At 61.7% G+C, this 15334-nt stretch carries 15 protein-coding genes and 1 pseudogene; 12 read left to right on the forward strand and 4 right to left on the reverse strand.

Annotation, left to right across the window (positions count from 1 at the left end; all coding sequences use genetic code 11):
- Positions 1-40: 40 nt before the first annotated feature.
- The 9 genes from ispF to lpxL all read left to right on the forward strand — a co-directional run bounded on the left by ispF (position 41) and on the right by lpxL (position 8248).
- Positions 41-523: a 2-C-methyl-D-erythritol 2,4-cyclodiphosphate synthase gene (gene ispF, locus BQ9846_RS01075; RefSeq protein ID WP_075878774.1), complete on the forward strand. Its 483-nt coding sequence runs from the start codon at positions 41-43 to the stop codon at positions 521-523.
- A complete protein-coding gene (gene truD / locus BQ9846_RS01080) occupies positions 520-1569 on the forward strand; it encodes a tRNA pseudouridine(13) synthase TruD (protein WP_075878775.1) in 1050 nt (349 codons plus the stop codon). Before ispF ends, truD begins: the two co-directional genes overlap by 4 nt.
- Before the next feature lie 36 nt (positions 1570-1605).
- The gene (gene surE, locus BQ9846_RS01085) at positions 1606-2352 is read left to right on the forward strand and encodes a 5'/3'-nucleotidase SurE (RefSeq protein ID WP_075878776.1); all 747 of its coding nucleotides are present in this window, start codon (positions 1606-1608) and stop codon (positions 2350-2352) included.
- Positions 2339-3016 carry a protein-L-isoaspartate(D-aspartate) O-methyltransferase gene (locus BQ9846_RS01090; RefSeq protein ID WP_075878777.1) on the forward strand — a complete coding sequence of 226 codons (678 nt, stop codon included), beginning with the start codon at positions 2339-2341 and terminating at the stop codon, positions 3014-3016. Before surE ends, BQ9846_RS01090 begins: the two co-directional genes overlap by 14 nt.
- Positions 3013-3978, forward strand: a complete 966-nt coding sequence (locus tag BQ9846_RS01095) for a DUF368 domain-containing protein (RefSeq protein ID WP_075878778.1) — start codon at positions 3013-3015, stop codon at positions 3976-3978. Before BQ9846_RS01090 ends, BQ9846_RS01095 begins: the two co-directional genes overlap by 4 nt.
- A 7-nt stretch (positions 3979-3985) precedes the next feature.
- On the forward strand, positions 3986-5041 hold the full coding sequence (locus BQ9846_RS01100) for a peptidoglycan DD-metalloendopeptidase family protein (protein ID WP_075878779.1): 1056 nt from the start codon (positions 3986-3988) through the stop codon (positions 5039-5041).
- 120 nt (positions 5042-5161) lie between these two features.
- Positions 5162-6139, forward strand: a complete 978-nt coding sequence (gene rpoS, locus BQ9846_RS01105) for an RNA polymerase sigma factor RpoS (protein WP_075879448.1) — start codon at positions 5162-5164, stop codon at positions 6137-6139.
- 52 nt (positions 6140-6191) lie between these two features.
- Positions 6192-7286 carry an alanine racemase gene (alr, locus tag BQ9846_RS01110; RefSeq protein WP_075878780.1) on the forward strand — a complete coding sequence of 365 codons (1095 nt, stop codon included), beginning with the start codon at positions 6192-6194 and terminating at the stop codon, positions 7284-7286.
- Positions 7287-7333: 47 nt separating this feature from the next.
- Positions 7334-8248, forward strand: coding sequence for an LpxL/LpxP family Kdo(2)-lipid IV(A) lauroyl/palmitoleoyl acyltransferase (gene lpxL, locus BQ9846_RS01115; RefSeq protein WP_075878781.1), 915 nt, complete (start codon positions 7334-7336; stop codon positions 8246-8248).
- 83 nt (positions 8249-8331) lie between these two features.
- On the opposite strand, the gene speD is transcribed toward lpxL, so the two are convergent.
- The 4 genes from speD to BQ9846_RS01135 all read right to left on the reverse strand — a co-directional run bounded on the left by speD (position 8332) and on the right by BQ9846_RS01135 (position 11520).
- Entirely contained in the window at positions 8332-9126 is a 795-nt protein-coding gene (speD, locus tag BQ9846_RS01120) for an adenosylmethionine decarboxylase (protein WP_075878782.1), read from the reverse strand.
- A gap of 204 nt (positions 9127-9330) precedes the next feature.
- Positions 9331-9750, reverse strand: coding sequence for an OsmC family protein (locus BQ9846_RS01125; RefSeq protein ID WP_075878783.1), 420 nt, complete (start codon positions 9748-9750; stop codon positions 9331-9333).
- 82 nt (positions 9751-9832) lie between these two features.
- Positions 9833-10498: an N-acetylmuramate alpha-1-phosphate uridylyltransferase MurU gene (gene murU / locus BQ9846_RS01130; RefSeq protein ID WP_075878784.1), complete on the reverse strand. Its 666-nt coding sequence runs from the start codon at positions 10496-10498 to the stop codon at positions 9833-9835.
- Complete coding sequence (locus tag BQ9846_RS01135) at positions 10495-11520, reverse strand: aminoglycoside phosphotransferase family protein (RefSeq protein ID WP_075878785.1); 1026 nt, start codon at positions 11518-11520, stop codon at positions 10495-10497. Before BQ9846_RS01135 ends, murU begins: the two co-directional genes overlap by 4 nt.
- A gap of 70 nt (positions 11521-11590) precedes the next feature.
- Here BQ9846_RS01135 and BQ9846_RS01140 point away from each other — a divergent pair, with 70 nt between their 5' ends.
- The 3 genes and pseudogenes from BQ9846_RS01140 to BQ9846_RS16430 all read left to right on the forward strand — a co-directional run.
- A complete protein-coding gene (locus tag BQ9846_RS01140) occupies positions 11591-14038 on the forward strand; it encodes an LPS-assembly protein LptD (RefSeq protein ID WP_075878786.1) in 2448 nt (815 codons plus the stop codon).
- Positions 14039-14103: 65 nt separating this feature from the next.
- Positions 14104-15129, forward strand: a complete 1026-nt coding sequence (locus tag BQ9846_RS01145) for a peptidylprolyl isomerase (RefSeq protein WP_075878787.1) — start codon at positions 14104-14106, stop codon at positions 15127-15129.
- A pseudogene (locus tag BQ9846_RS16430) lies at positions 15129-15334 on the forward strand (4-hydroxythreonine-4-phosphate dehydrogenase PdxA); the annotation flags it as partial. The gene BQ9846_RS01145 and the pseudogene BQ9846_RS16430, both read left to right, overlap by 1 nt.

A 15334-nucleotide genomic window follows, 5' to 3' on the forward strand; every position in this document is an offset into this window, starting at 1 on the left:
AAAGGCAATCATAAAAGGCAAGCATAAAAAGGAGAACTGCATGCGCATTGGCCACGGCTTCGATGTTCACCGTTTTGGCCCCGGCGATCACGTCATGCTCGGTGGGGTCCACGTGCCGTTTACCCACGGTTTTGTCGCCCACTCCGATGGTGATGTGCTGCTTCACGCGCTGTGCGATGCGCTGTTGGGCGCCTGCGCGCTGGGCGATATTGGCCGCCACTTTCCCGATACCGATGACGCCTGGAAGGGCGCGGATAGCCGCGATTTGCTCCGCCGGGTTTGGGCGCTGGTGCAGGACGCCGGCTGGGAACTCGCCAATCTGGATGCCACGATCATGGCGCAGGCGCCGAAAATGGCGCCGCATATCGACGCCATGCGCGCGGTCATCGCCGACGATTTGGCGCTGTCGCTTTCGCAGGTCAATGTGAAGGCCACCACCACCGAGCGCCTGGGGTTTACCGGGCGCGGTGAAGGCATCGCCGCTGAAGCCGTGGTGCTTCTCACCCGGCAGGGTAGGGCATGAGCGGACTGCCCGCTTGGTCGCGCGCGCTGGACGCCACCTTCGGCCCGCCGCTGCCGGGGCAGTATCGCGCCGCGCCGGAAGATTTTATCGTCGACGAGCAGCTCGATTTCACTCCCGAAGCGCACGGCGAGCACCTTTGGCTCTATATCGAAAAGCGCAACCAGACCACCTTGGAGGTGGTCAAACCGTTAGCCAAGCTGTGTGGCGTGACGCCAAGAGAGGTCGGCTACTCGGGCATGAAGGACCGCATGGCGATTACCCGTCAGTGGTTGAGCGTGCACTTGCCGGGCCGCGAGGCGCCTTTGGACCTTGCCGAGCGTTTAGCCGCCGTGAGTGTGCGGGTATTGGCGCAGGCGCGCCATCCGCGTAAGTTAAAGCGCGGTGTGCACAGGACCAACCGTTTCACCCTGCGCCTAAGCGGTGACGCCGTGGCAAGCGGCGAGCTTCCCGCGCGCTGGGAGGCGCTCTGCGCCAGCGGCGTGCCCAACTACTTTGGCCCGCAGCGCTTTGGCCCCAACGGGCGGAACCTTGCCCGCGCGGAAACGGTGCTGGCGCGCGGTTGGCGTAAGCGTGATGACCGTCAAGGAATGCTGCTTTCCAGCGCGCGCAGTTTTCTGTTCAATGCGCTTTTGAGTCAGCGGATCGCGACGGATAACTGGCACACGCCGCTGCCCGGCGACACGCTGATGCTTGACGGCACCCAGAGCCTTTTTCGGATCGACCAGGTGGATGACACCCTAAACGCCCGGGCGAGGGCGCTGGATGTTCACCCCACGGGGGTGTTGTGGGGCAAAGGCTATGCGCCGGATGACTCCCCCGCGCAGCGTATTGAAGCGGGCGTGGGCGAGCGTCATCCGCTGCTGTGTGACGGGCTTGCACGCAGCGGCGTCAAGCCGGCGCGGCGCGCCCTGCGGATGCGCCTGGGTGAGCCCGAACTGCGGATTGAAGCGGATCACGCGGTGCTAACGTTTTCGCTACCGCGCGGCGGTTTTGCCACTGCGGTGCTGAGCGAGCTGATCGCGCACCCCGACTTTGCCGGCGGTTAAGCAGGCGGGCCGGTGGTTCAACATAAGGAGAGAACAATGCGGCGACTGCTGCTTTCCAACGACGATGGCGTCCACGCGCCGGGCCTGCGCGCCCTGTTCGACGCGCTAACGGCACACGCGAAAGTGCGCGTGGTCGCGCCGGATCGCGACCGCAGCGGAGCGAGTAACTCCCTGACCCTCTCGCGGCCGCTGCTGTTAAGCGCGCTGGACAATGGCTTTTACAGCGTCGACGGCACGCCGGCCGACTGCGTCTACCTCGGCGTCAACGGCGTGTGGGACGAGAAGCCCGATCTGGTCATCTCGGGTATCAATCACGGCAGCAACCTGGGTGACGACGTGCTCTACTCCGGCACCGTGGCCGCCGCCATGGAGGGGCGCAACTTGGGCATGTCCGCCATCGCCATGTCGCTGTGCGGCGAGCGCTACTTTGAGACTGCGGCGAAAATGGCCGCCACCCTCGTTGGCGCGGCGGATCAGCTCTCGCTGCCCCCGCGCACGCTACTGAACGTGAACGTGCCCGACCTGCCCTGGGAAAAAATCCGTGGTGTGCGCGTCACCCGGTTGGGGTATCGCGGCCCGGCGGCAAGGCCGCTGGCGACCGAGGACCCGCGCGGGCGGACCCGCTACTGGATCGCGGCGGTAGGAGCCAATGCCGATGACGGCGAGGATACCGATTTCGCCGCCGTGGAGGCGGGGTTTGTCTCCATTACGCCGCTGCAGACCGATTTAACCCGCCACCCCGCGCGTGGTGATGTGCAGGATTGGTTGGATGCCTTTGCCTGAACTCTCTCCCATCGAGCTGCGCGGTCGCGGCATGACCTCGCAGCGCACCCGCGACCGCATGGTCGAGCGCTTGGCCCAGCAGGGCATTCGCGATGAGCGAGTCTTGGCCGTGATGGCCGACGCGCCACGGCACCTGTTTGTCGATGAGGCGCTTGCCCACCGCGCCTATGAAGACACCGCGCTGCCGATTGGCTTTAACCAGACGCTCTCGCAGCCGTTGACCGTGGCGCGCATGACGGAGCTTACCCTGCGCGAGGCGCCGCGCCGCGTGCTGGAACTGGGTACCGGCTCGGGGTATCAAACGCTGGTGCTGTCGCGCTTGGTGCCTACCCTCTATTCGCTTGAGCGTATTTATGCCCTGCACGAGCGCGCTAGCCAGCGCCTTAGGCGGTTGGACGCCAACGCCCACCTTGCGGTGGCCGACGGCAATAGCGGCTGGCCGCATGCGGCGCCTTTTGATGTCATTTTGCTTACCGCCTGCGCGCAAACGCTGCCGCCGACGCTGCTTGCGCAGCTAAGCGATGGGGGTGTGTTGATTGCGCCTCTTGAAGAAGCCGACGGCACCCAGTGGTTAACCCAGGTGCGCCGCGTCGGTCACGATTATGACAAGCGCCGGTTAGAGCCGGTGCGGTTTGTTCCCCTGTTGCAAGGAGTGGTGGATTGAAGCGCCAGACGGTTAGCCTCTTTTTTAAAGGCGCGGGTATGGGCGCCGCCGATGCGGTGCCGGGAGTGTCGGGAGGAACCATTGCGTTCATTACCGGTATCTACGAGGAGCTGATTCACACCATTCGCCAGTTCGGCCCCGCCGCCTTAGGCGCGCTGCGCCGAGGCGGTCTCAAGGGGGTGTTTGTGCACCTCAATCTTGCCTTCTTACTCCCACTACTGCTGGGCGTGGGGGTCAGTTTGATGAGCGTCGCGCATCTGGCCGTGTGGTTGATGGAGTCGCAGCCGCTGCTACTGGATGGGTTCTTTTTTGGGCTGGTCGCGGCATCGGCGCTGGTGGTGCATCAGGCGCATCGCGGGTGGAAGCTCTGGTATGTGCTGCCCTTGGTCGCGGGGCTTTTGCTGGCCAAGGCGCTCCCTTCACTGATGCCGTTTGTGCTGATGCTGGGCAACGAGTCATTGATCATTGCGGTGGCTGGGGCGATCGCGATTAGCGCGATGTTGCTTCCAGGGGTGTCGGGTAGCTTCTTGCTTCTCACCATGGGGCTTTACGGCACGATCATGCAGGCCATCCGAGGCTTCGATATGGGCGTGATCGTGCTTTTTGGCGCCGGCTGCGCCGTGGGGCTTGCGCTCTTTTCGCGGCTATTGTCGTGGCTTTTGGCCCGCCATCACGGCGCCACCATGCAGTTGCTGTTAGGCTTTATCATTGGCTCGCTGCCGGTTCTCTGGCCTTGGCGCGAGCTGGTAAGCTATCAGCTTGGCTCTAACGGACAGATGATCCCGCTGGCTTACCGCTACTTGATGCCCGATGATTACGCGGTACTGATCGGCGATTCGGCACAGGTGGGTAGCGTGATCGCGCTTATGCTGCTCGGGGCGGCGTTGGTTGTTGCACTCAACCGCCATGCCATCGGCGCCAATACGTCACGAGGCGCTCAACGTAGCGCTGAAAAGGAGTAAGAATTGCATGCGTAAGGTTTTGATGATGTCGGCGCTTGCTCTGGCCGTTGCCGGCTGTGCCAATCAGCAAGGCGCTGGCCCGCAAGTGCGTGACTTAAGTGACGCGCGCCGCGCGGTGGATAGCTCGCCGCAATACACCGTGGAGGCGGGCGATACGCTCTATGGCATCGCCTGGGAGCACAATATGGATTATCGCGACCTTGCCGCGCTGAACGATATTAAGCCCCCTTACAACATCTATCCCGGGCAAAGCATTCAACTGCGCGAGGGGGGCAGTCGCGACACCCCAGAGCCAGAGCGTGCGAGCGGCTCGCGCGCCTCTCAGGGGGCGGTTGCCACGGGGCTAGGCGTAAGCGGCGAGGCAAGCGTCGCGCCGAGTGAACAAGAGATGGATTGGCTGTTGCCGGATGAGTCGGCGATTGAGCGCAACCAGCGCCTCGCCGCAGAGCGTGACGCGGTGGAAGCCGCTGAAAGTGTCGCGGTCGCGTCCAATGAGCCAGCACCCGACCCCGAGCCCGCCACGCAGCCAGCGGCGGACGCGGAACCTGAAGCCGAGCAAGCGCCAGAGCCAGAACCAGAACCAGAGCCAGAACCGCAAACGGCACCGCCCGAGCCTGAAACCGAGTCCGAAAGCGCGGCGAGCCCCGCGCCGAGCGAGGATCGAAGTGGCAGAACCTATACCCCCGCCGACACCATTGAGTGGCAATGGCCGGCTGAAGGTGAGGTGGTGACGGCGTATGGCGAAGGGCAAAGCATCACTGCCGGGATTGATATCGCGGGGGAAAAGGGGCAACCTGTAAAAGCCGCCGGGCCGGGAATTGTGGTCTACGCCGGCAGCGGCGTGCGCGGGTACGGCAACCTGGTGTTACTAAAGCACAACGATGAATTTCTCACCGCCTATGCGCACAATGATAGCCTTCGCGTTAGCGAAAACGACGTGGTAAAAGCGGGAGAAACGATTGCCACGATGGGCGATAGCGACGCGGAAGACGTAAGACTGCACTTCGAGGTGCGTAAGGATGGCCAACCACAGGATCCCCTGGAGTACCTGCCATCACGTTAAGTGATCCGACTCTGTTATAACCATAAAAAAATAAACGCGTCTATGGCGCGCAATGTCCTAGACGTTTAGATACTTGGCGTTCAGGTAGTGGAAAAAGATGAGATAACGGGGGTAGAGGCGATGAGTATGCTGGAACGAGATCTACAGGAAGTAGACCTTAGCGCGGCGGAAGAAGCGCTAAATGAAGTAGATGACGAGGCGGTGGCCGCCGAAGAAGAGGCGTTTGAAAAGGCGCTTGGCCGTGAAGGCCGCCAGCAGCAACAGAGCCTGGATGCCACGCAGATTTATCTCAACGAGATCGGCTTCTCGCCGCTTTTAACGCCCGAGGAGGAGGTCTATTACGGCCGCCTGGCGCGCAACGGGGACCCCCTTGGCCGCTCCAGAATGATCGAGTCCAACCTGCGGTTGGTGGTGAAAATCGCACGGCGCTACTTGAACCGCGGCCTGACGCTTTTGGATCTGATCGAAGAGGGCAATTTGGGCCTGATTCGTGCCGTGGAAAAGTTCGACCCGGAGCGTGGCTTTCGTTTTTCCACCTACGCCACCTGGTGGATTCGGCAAACGATCGAACGCGCGCTGATGAACCAGACCCGCACGATCCGTCTGCCGATTCATGTGGTCAAAGAGCTCAATATCTACCTGCGTGCCGCGCGCGAGCTGACCCAAAAGCTTGACCACGAAGCCACGCCGGAAGAGATCGCCGAGCACTTGGATAAACCGGTCGAGACGGTGAAAAAAATGCTCGGGCTTAATGAGCGCGTCTCCTCGGTGGATTACCCCGTGGGCGGCGATAGCGATAAGCCGTTGATCGATACGCTCACCGATGACGAGGATCACGGCCCGGAAGCCTCGCTGGTGGACGGCGATGTCAAAGAGCACGTGGATGAGTGGCTGGGCGAATTAACGGAAAAGCAGCGCGAAGTGGTCGTTCGCCGCTTTGGGCTTCGTGGCCATGAAGCCGCTACCCTTGAAGAAGTGGGCGCTGAGATCGGCCTGACCCGTGAGCGTGTGCGCCAAATCCAAGTGGAAGCCTTGAAAAAGCTACGCCGCGCCCTGGAGAAAAAGGGCCTGTCGCTGGACGCTATTTTCGAGAGTTAACCTGACGACAGTTTAACCCACGTTTACCCACCGATGATAAGCGAGACCCCGCATGCGCCCGTTGGTAGCGGATATCGACCTGGACGCACTGCGTCATAATTATCGCCTTGCCTGCGCCTGCGCACCCCAAAGCCAATCCGTGGCCGTGATTAAGGCGAATGCCTACGGCCACGGCGCGGTGGCGTGCGCCCGCGCATTGGCCAGCGAGGCGCCGGCCTTTGCCGTGGCGTGCTTGGAAGAGGCGATCACACTGCGTGAAGCGGGCATTCAAACCCCTATTGTGCTTCTCGAAGGCATCTTTGCCGCTGATGAACTCCCTCTGGTGGATCAATATGGGCTGTGGTTGGCGGTTCACAGCCGGTGGCAGGTCCAAGCGCTTAAGGCGTTTACGCCAAGCGCGCCCATTCCTGTATGGCTGAAAGTGGACTCGGGCATGCATCGCTTGGGCTTTGCGCCTGACGAGGCGGCGAGCGTGTGGCGCACCCTCGCCGCCATGCCGGAGGTGGACGCCCTCCACTTAATGAGCCACTTCGCGACGGCGGATGCGACTGACAGCCGCTATTTTGCCCAACAAATGGCGATCCTGAACGGCTTAGCGACTGAGCTTGATGCGCCGCTTTGCCTGGCCAATTCTCCCGCGACCTTGGCGCGCCCGGAAGCCCACGGCGCCTGGAATCGCCCCGGCGTGATGCTCTACGGCAGCGACCCACTGGAAACCCCCAATGCGCTGACGCGCCAGCTCAAGCCGGTGATGACGCTGCGCTCGGAGATTATCGCCCTGCGCGAAATCGCGGCAGGCGAGCCGGTGGGGTATGGTGGACGCTTTCGCGCCCCGCGGCGTTCGCGTATCGCCGTGGTCGCAGCGGGCTACGGCGACGGGTACGACCGCCACGCCATCGACGGTACGCCGGTGCTGGTGGCGGGCAGGCGCGCCTCCCTGGCGGGCAAAGTCTCGATGGATATGCTCACCGTGGACGTCACGGATAACCCCGAGGCGGCCATCGGCAGCGAGGTGGTGCTATGGGGTAGGGCGCAAAACGGCGCCGTGCTGTCGGTCGACGAGGTCGCACATCACTGCGACACGATCAGTTATACCTTGCTCACGGGTATGCTGCCGCGGGTGCCTCGGCGCTACTCCGGGAGGTAAAATCCGCCGGGTGGTATTTTTTTATCGTTAAACATGAAGTTAACCGCATGGCGAAATCGCGCTTCCCCCACTCTTTTGCTCATCCCCGCTACTGGTCGACGTGGCTGGCCATTGGCGCCATGTACCTGGCGGCATGGCTGCCGTGGCGGGTCAAGATGGGGTTGGGAAAGGCGATCGGGCTAGCGGCCTGGCGCCTGGCAAAGCGGCGCCGGCGCATTACCCAAACCAACGTGGCGCTGTGCTTTCCTGAAAAAAACGACGATGAGCAGCGCCGCTTGGTCAAAGAGATCTTCATGGCCAATGGCATCGGCTTGATCGAAACGGCGACGGGGTGGTGTCGTGATGCCGAGGATTGTCGCCACCGCGTGGCGAGTGTCGGCGAGGAGCATCTCGCCCGGGCCGAGGCGCAGGGAAAAGGCGTGCTGATTGTCGGCGTTCACTTTTCGACGCTGGACCTTGGCGGCGCGCTGCATTCGCTGTTTTTTTCCGCCGATGCGGTCTATCGGCCGCACAACAATCCGCTTTTTGATCGCTTTATGAGGCGCGCGCGCCAGCGTAATTTCGGCCAGTTGATTGATCGCTACGACTTACGCACCGCGGTGCGGCGGATAAAAGCGGGGCACTCGGTGTGGTACTCGCCGGATCAAGACTTTGGCCGCGAGGCGAGCGTCTTCGCGCCCTTTTTTGGCCAGCAGGCCGCGACCATTAAGCTCACGATGAAAATTGCCCGCTTAACCGGGGCGCCGGTGGTGCCGCTGATGTTCCACCGTAACCCGGATAACCGTACCTATACGGTTGAATGGCTGCCCGCGTTAGACGACTTCCCCAGCGGGGATGACGTGCGCGATGCCACGCGTATTAATGCCTTTATCGAGCAGGCGATCCGCACCCATCCCGAGCAGTATCTTTGGCTGCATCGACGCTTTAAAACCCGCCCCGAGGGGGAAGAAAAACTCTATTGAACGGCGCTTAAGCATCGCTTAGGCATAAAAAAACGCCGAACCCGCATGAGTCGGCTCGGCGTTTTTTTACGGCGGATTCAACCCTAGTCCATATTGCGCGAATAGAAGATCTCTAACATCTCTTTGCGCAGGCGGCTTTCGATATCGCGGGCCTCTTCGAAGGTGATATCGCGACGCGACGTGCCGAACAGGTAGTTATCCAAGTTGAAGTCTTTCAACAGCATCTTGGTGTGGAACATGTTCTCCTGATACACATTCACGTCGATCATCTGATACTGCTCTTTGGTGTCCTCGGCCAAATAATCCTGGATCGAGGTGATCTCGTGATCGATGAAAAGCTTCTTACCGTCGACGTCGCGGGTGAAACCGCGAACCCGGTAATCCACCGTGACGATGTCGGAGTCGAAGCTGTGAATCAGGTAGTTCAGCGCCTTGAGCGGGCTGATATGGCCGCACGTTGAGACATCGATATCCAGCCGGAAGGTGCTGATGCCGTTATCCGGGTGCGATTCGGGGTAGCTATGCACGGTGACATGGCTTTTATCCAAATGCGCCACCACGGTTTCCGGCAGCGGACCAGGACCGGGCTCTGTCTGCCCAGGGTTGGTCTCGTCAAGCTCGTGCTCGGCGATCAGAATCGTCACGCTCGCGCCGTGGGGCTCGTAGTCCTGGCGTGAAATATTGAGCACATGGGCGCCGATAATATTGGTCACGTCCTTGAGGATCTGGGTCAAACGCTCCGCGTTGTAGAGCTCATCGATGTAATCGATGTAAGCAGACCGCTGCTCTTCGGTTTTGGCGTAACAGATGTCGTAGATATTGAAGCTCAAAGAGCTTGTCAGGTTGTTAAACCCGTGGAGTCGGAGATTATCTGACACGTCCGAACCTCCCTATGGCGGATGAAGACACCCCGACGAGCCAGCGCCGGAACCGAACCCCCTTATATATGGGTCACTTGCATGGGTCACAAGGGCAGAGTAAAAAAGCCGTAGAACCAAGCGCGCGTATTATGCCCGGCCGAGGGCAGTGATGCACCCGGCCAAGGCAATTTTTTCACAGAGGGGTTACCTAACGGCCTGCGATTAGGCCTCGGCAATTTCAAATGAGTGGGTGATCTCAACGCCACCTTGGCCCAGCATGATAGACGCGCTGCAGTATTTGTCAGCCGAAAGCTCGACGGCGCGCTGTACCTGTTTCTCTTTAAGCCCGCGCCCTTTGATGACAAAGTGAACGTGTATCTTGGTGAAGACCGACGGCACGCTATCGGCGCGCTCGGCGTCGAGCTCCGCCACGCAGTCGGTCACATCGGCGCGCGCCTTGTCGAGGATATTGAGAATATCAAACGCCGTGCAGCCGCCCATGCCCATCAGCAGCATCTCCATGGGGCGAGGCCCGGTATTGCGCCCGCCGTGGTCGGGCGGGCCATCGATCACGACGCTATGCCCGCTGCCGGATTCTGTGACAAATTGGCGACCATCGGTCCATTTAACCCGTGCTTTCACGTTGTTCTCCTCTTGCCCGTGCTTATGAGACGTGCAGCATAGCATTTAATCACCTGGCTGCGGACGGCTTTGCCAAAGGCGTTTAGGCGCGGTTACGCAGCGCCTGGTCGAGTCGTTTCAGCCGCTCCGGGGTGCCGACATCGACCCAGCGGCCGCGAAAATGCTCCCCGCTGACGCGATCACTGGCCATGGCCGCTTTTAACAGCGGTGCCAATGCGAAGGCGCCGGGGGCGTGCTCGGCGACAAGGGCCGGATGCATCACGCTCAAACCCGAGAAGGTGAGTTTGGGTTCCCCTTCGGCGCGAACGCGGCCGTTGTGTAAGGCAAAATCGCCGCCGGGGTGATGATCGGGGTTATCCACCAGCATGAGGTGGGCAAGATCACCGTCGGCAAGCGTCAGCTGTCTCGGAAACGCCTCGCACCACACATCGCCATTCACCAATAGAAACGGTGTCTCGCCCAGTAGAGGGAGTGCCTGACGGATACCACCGCCGGTCTCCAGTGGTGTTTCCTCCTGGCTAAAGTGCAGGCGTAACCCCAGCGCTTGGCCATCGCCGAGGGCTGTGATGATCTGCTCGCCGCGGTAACTGACGTTAATCACCACCTCCTCGAAGCCGGCCCGCTTTAAGCGCTCCAGGTGATGCACGATCAGCGGCTTACCCGCGACCGGCAACAGCGGCTTGGGGCAGGTGTCGGTGAGCGGGCGCATGCGTTTGCCAAGCCCGGCGGCCAGGATCATGGCTTTCATCGCCTAGGCTCCAGTTCGCTGTGTGCGCTCAGTTTTTGCTGAATCGCCGGGCGCAGCGTCTGCGTTACCCAAGCGGCGAAGTCGGCGTGCTCGGGGAGCATCGCGAGGCTCGCTTCCAGGTGGGCGAGAAAGTCGGGCAAGCGTTCGAGGTAGCCGCTTTTGGCGTCGCGCAGCGTCAAGCGGCAAAAAATCCCCAGCACTTTAAGCGAACGCTGTGCCGCTATTGCGTGACTCTGACGCAGAAACGTCGCCTCATCGGTGGCGCTTGATAGGCGCCCATCGCGGCGCGCCTGCTGGTAAAACGCGGCCATGAAGGCGTTAAAGTCGTCGTGCGTAAAGTGCCAGTAGCGCCCGCGTAAAAGCGAGATGGCGTCATAGCTCAGGGGGCCTTCGACGGCGTCTTGAAAGTCGATCATGTAGAGTGCGTCCTGATGCACCATCAGGTTCATGGCATCGAAGTCGCGGTGAACGGTGACCGCGGGCTGCGCGAGCGCCTGCTCGATCAGGTCGGCACGCAGCGCCCCCCAGCTATCCGGCACCGGTAGACCAAGCCAGGCGTGCACATGCCATTCGGGGAAAAGATCCAGCTCCCGGCCGAGGAGTGCTGCATCAAAGGCAGGCAGGGCGGCCGGGTTGGCGCGGTTTTGCAGTGCGCCGATGAGGGATAAGGCGTCATGGGTATGGGCGTGGACCGCTTTAGCGTCGGTGAAAAGCGTTTGCAGCGGTGTTTCGCCGAGGTCATCGAGCAGTAAAAAGCCCGCCGCTAGGTCGGCGGCGTGAATGCGGGGCACGGGCAGCCCGGCCGCTCGCCACTGCCGGGCGATGGCGACAAAGGATGAGGCGTCCTCCTGCTCGGGCGGGGCATCCATGATGACTTGCGTTTCGCCGCTTGGCAGCGTGAGGCGAAAATAGCGGCGAAAACTGGCGTCGCCGCCGGCGGGCGCGAGGTTAATCTCGTGCGCGGAAAGATCGTGCTGTGTCGCGGCCCAGTTCAAAAGGGCGTTTATCCGGGATGAGGACATGCAAGCTCCTGGCTGGTCGGGCATGATGCGAACTGTATAATACCGATTCTCGATGCCAAGGATAACGAACATGGGCAAGCGATTTTTGCGTACCGCGCCGCTGACGCTCGCCGGCGGTCTGCTCGCGGGTGTTTCAAGCGCCGCGATCGCCCAGAGCGAGCCGCTACCAGCGAGGGCGCTTGATTGGCAAGCCTGGGAGCAGAGTGAGGCGGCCAACCGCGTGTGTCGTGGGCGCTACGTCATGCCGGGCTACCGCCTTCCTGCTGGCCGTAACCCGCGCGAGTTGCAGGTGGAAACCAGCGAATCCGACTACGCGGCGGACGGAGAAGCCATCCTGCGCGGCGACGTGGTGCTGCGCCGTGGGGACGCGGAGCTTGAAGCCGAGTACCTCTACGTGCCGGCCAGTCGCGAACGCCTCGATGCCGAAGGGGCCTTCGCGCTACGCGATGGACGCGCGCTCTTACGCGGCACCGAGGCGACGCTATCGCTGGTGGAGGAGCGTGGCGAGGTCATTGACAGCCATTTCGTGCTTTACCAGGAGCGCGTGCGGGGCCAAGCCGAGCGACTTGAGCAAGTGGGGGAGTCCCAGTATCGCCTGCGTGACGCACGCTTTACCACCTGCGAGCCCGGTGAAAACACCTGGCACCTGGTCAGCAGTGATATCTACCTAGATCAGGCGAGCGGCTTTGGTAGCGCGCGCAACGCCCGTTTGGAAATCCAGGACGTGCCGGTGTTTTACTGGCCGTGGCTGCGCTTTCCCATTGATGACCGGCGCCATACCGGGTTGCTCTCCCCGACCATCGGTTTCTCCAGCGACCAGCTCGACTATACGCAGCCTTTCTACTGGAATATCGCCCCCCATCAAGATGCGACCGTGACGCCGCGCTGGATCAGCGACCGTGGCTTTTTGCTTGGCGGCGAGTATCGTTACCTGCTGGAGCGCCACGGACGCGGTAGCATTGAAGGCGCATGGCTAAGTAGCGATGACGGCGGCTCCGGCGGTGATGAGGGGCGCTACACCGGCGAAAACCGCTGGTATGTCGACGCAGGGCACCAAGGCCGTATCAATCACCGCAGCGATTACCAGCTACGCTACGGCGCGGCAAGCGACGGGCGCTATTTTGAAGACTTTGGCAGCGAGTTTGGCTCCAGCGACCGCCACGGCATGGAGCGCTTGGCCCAGGTGGATTACCAGGGCGAGCGCTGGCGCTTGGATGCCCGTGCTCAGGGCTATCAGCGCTTGGATGACCCTCTAAGCGATAGCGACAAGCCTTTCTACCGCTTGCCCAGTTTGACCGCCCAAGCGCGCTGGCAGCAGGGGAGCGGGCTCTATAGCGAGTGGAGCAGTAACGCCACCTACTTCTGGCGCGATGTGGATGAAACACTAGTGCCCGAGCGCGAAGCCGCCACCGGTAGCCGCGTGCATCTAGCGCCGGTATTGGGGTGGCGCTTGGAGCGTCCGTGGGGCTATGTGGAGCCGCGCACCGAGCTGTGGCACACCGCCTACGCGCTGGATTATGGCAACCGCGACACAACACTGGATAAATCGCCCGACCGTAGCGTGGCGATCAGCTCCATCGATGGCGGGCTTATCTTTGAACGCGAGCTGGATCTTGGCGGTCGAAGCTACCGCCAGACGCTTGAGCCGCGTCTTAATTACGCTTTTGTGCCGCGCACCAACCAGGTTGATTTGCCCGAGTTTGATAGCCGCGAACGCGCCTTCTCGTGGGGGCAGCTGTGGTCGGCCAAACGCTTTTCCGGCACCGATCGGGTCGGCGATCTAAACCGCCTATCGCTGGGCGTGCAGTCGCGGTTTCTGGAGAGTGAGTCGAGTCAAGAGAGCGTGCGTGTGGGCGTGGGGCAGAGTCTCTATTTCGCCGACCGCCGCGTGGGTATCGATGGCGATGACAGCACCTTGCCCGAACGCGCGACGCCGACTAACAACGTCAATCCGGAAAGCTACTACCAAGCCACCCGTGACCGCTCACCGTGGGTCACACGGCTTGATTGGCAAATCAACGAGCGCTGGAGCAGCGGCGTCGAGTGGCTTTACGATGATCAGCGTGAATTGACCGAGCGCTCAAGCGTCGATCTCGCCTATCGCCATCCGCGCGGCCACGTAGCGAACCTTGGCTACCGCTGGGAGATCGAAGGCTTTGACCCGAGCCTGGTCCCCGGTGACGACAGCTATCGTGACTACGCGCGGGAAGAGTGGGATGTGTCGCTGGCGTGGAAGGCGAGCCCGCAGATTGATTTGATTGGCCGTTACCTTCACGATCAAACCAATGAACGCCCGCTGGAGCAGCTATTGGGTGTGCAGTGGAGCGACTGCTGCTATGGGCTGCAGCTGGTTTGGCGCCAGTGGCTAGATGACAATGACACGGCGCGCGTAGAGGACGACTTTAACGACCGTGGCCTGTTTTTACGCTTCGTATTCCGCGGTCTTGGCGGGGTTGGCCAGGAGGCCGACAGCTACTTTGAACGCACTATTCCCGGCTATCGCCCAACGTCCCTGTAAGATCTGTCATAGCCATAGGTCTTTAAGGCGAGAGGCGCGGCCGGGTAACGATAAGAGATATATAGATGATGATGAGAAAGATGTGGCGAGATCGAGCGAAACACCTGTCGATGGGTAGCGCCTTGGTGCTGTGCTTGGGGGCCGCGGGCCTTGTGGCACCAAAGGTTCAAGCGCAGCAAGCGCCCTCCTCGGGTGAGCGCCAAACCCTCGACCGTATCGTTGCCGTGGTGAATGACGGCGCGATTATGCACAGTGAGCTAGAAAAGCGCCTTGATCGCGTAATCAACCAGATCGAGGCGCAGGGCAGTACCCCGCCTCCGCGCGAGCAGCTTGAAGAGCAGGTGCTGGAGCGCATGGTGGTCGAGGAGATTCAGCTACAAATGGCCCGCGACGCCAACCTAAGCGTCGACGAGACCGAGCTGAATCGTCAGGTGCGCGCCATCGCCGAGTCCAACGGCATGTCGCTTGAGGCCTTCGCCGACCGGCTCGAAGAGGATGGCACAAGCCTTGCCCAAGTGCGCGAAGAGGTGCGCCGCGAGTTGCTGATGCGCCAAGTGCAGCAGCGTCAGATCGGTCAGCGGGTCTCGGTCGACGAGCGCGATATCGAGCGTTTTCTCAGCCAGCAGTCACCCTCTTCAGGCGACACCTCGATGATTGAAGAGACACGCGTTCGGCATATTTTGGTCGAGATCAACCCCACGCGTGACGAAGAGCAGGCGCGCGCGCGGGCTTTGCAAGCGCGAGAACGGGTCATGCAGGGCGAAGACTTTGCCTCCGTGGCGCGGGACATGAGCGACGATGGTGGCAGCGCCCTGAGCGGCGGCTCGCTTGGCTGGCTACGCCCTGGGCAAACCGTGCCGGCGTTTGAGCAGGCGATGAGCGAGCTTGAACCGGGGGAGGTATCCGCGCCGGTGCGCTCGCAGTTTGGCTACCATGTGATCGAAGTCTTGGAGCGTCGCCGTGAGGATGTCAGCGACGAGGCCCGCCGCGAGCAAGTGCGCCAGGCGATTTTTCAGCGCCGCGCCAACGAGGAAATGGGCGCCTGGCAGCAAGAGATTCGCTCCCAGGCCTTTGTGGACATTCGCCTCTAATGCCACAGCAGGCGGGTATAGCAGGGTCCAAGCCTCTACCGGTGGCGATCACCACCGGCGAGCCGGCAGGCGTCGGCCCGGAATTGACGCTGATGCTGGCGGAGCGCGGCGCGCTGCCGCCGGGCAGCGTCGCGATAGGCGATATCACCCTGCTCTCCGAGCGCGCTAAGGCGCTGAACTTGAAGGTGGAGCCGGTGGCCTGTCA

This window comes from Vreelandella massiliensis, from assembly GCF_900155385.1.
Lineage (GTDB): Bacteria > Pseudomonadota > Gammaproteobacteria > Pseudomonadales > Halomonadaceae > Vreelandella > Vreelandella massiliensis.

What these genes read in the sequence shown, in the direction of transcription:
- ispF (WP_075878774.1), top strand. Translation starts at nt 41, where the DNA reads ATGCGCATTGGCCACGGCTTCGATGTTCACCGTTTTGGCCCCGGCGAT.
- truD (WP_075878775.1), top strand. Translation starts at nt 520, where the DNA reads ATGAGCGGACTGCCCGCTTGGTCGCGCGCGCTGGACGCCACCTTCGGC.
- surE (WP_075878776.1), top strand. Translation starts at nt 1,606, where the DNA reads ATGCGGCGACTGCTGCTTTCCAACGACGATGGCGTCCACGCGCCGGGC.
- BQ9846_RS01090 (WP_075878777.1), top strand. Translation starts at nt 2,339, where the DNA reads ATGCCTTTGCCTGAACTCTCTCCCATCGAGCTGCGCGGTCGCGGCATG.
- BQ9846_RS01100 (WP_075878779.1), top strand. Translation starts at nt 3,986, where the DNA reads ATGCGTAAGGTTTTGATGATGTCGGCGCTTGCTCTGGCCGTTGCCGGC.
- rpoS (WP_075879448.1), top strand. Translation starts at nt 5,162, where the DNA reads ATGAGTATGCTGGAACGAGATCTACAGGAAGTAGACCTTAGCGCGGCG.
- alr (WP_075878780.1), top strand. Translation starts at nt 6,192, where the DNA reads ATGCGCCCGTTGGTAGCGGATATCGACCTGGACGCACTGCGTCATAAT.
- lpxL (WP_075878781.1), top strand. Translation starts at nt 7,334, where the DNA reads ATGGCGAAATCGCGCTTCCCCCACTCTTTTGCTCATCCCCGCTACTGG.
- murU (WP_075878784.1), bottom strand. Translation starts at nt 10,498, where the DNA reads ATGAAAGCCATGATCCTGGCCGCCGGGCTTGGCAAACGCATGCGCCCG.
- BQ9846_RS01135 (WP_075878785.1), bottom strand. Translation starts at nt 11,520, where the DNA reads ATGTCCTCATCCCGGATAAACGCCCTTTTGAACTGGGCCGCGACACAG.
- BQ9846_RS01140 (WP_075878786.1), top strand. Translation starts at nt 11,591, where the DNA reads ATGGGCAAGCGATTTTTGCGTACCGCGCCGCTGACGCTCGCCGGCGGT.
- BQ9846_RS01145 (WP_075878787.1), top strand. Translation starts at nt 14,104, where the DNA reads ATGATGATGAGAAAGATGTGGCGAGATCGAGCGAAACACCTGTCGATG.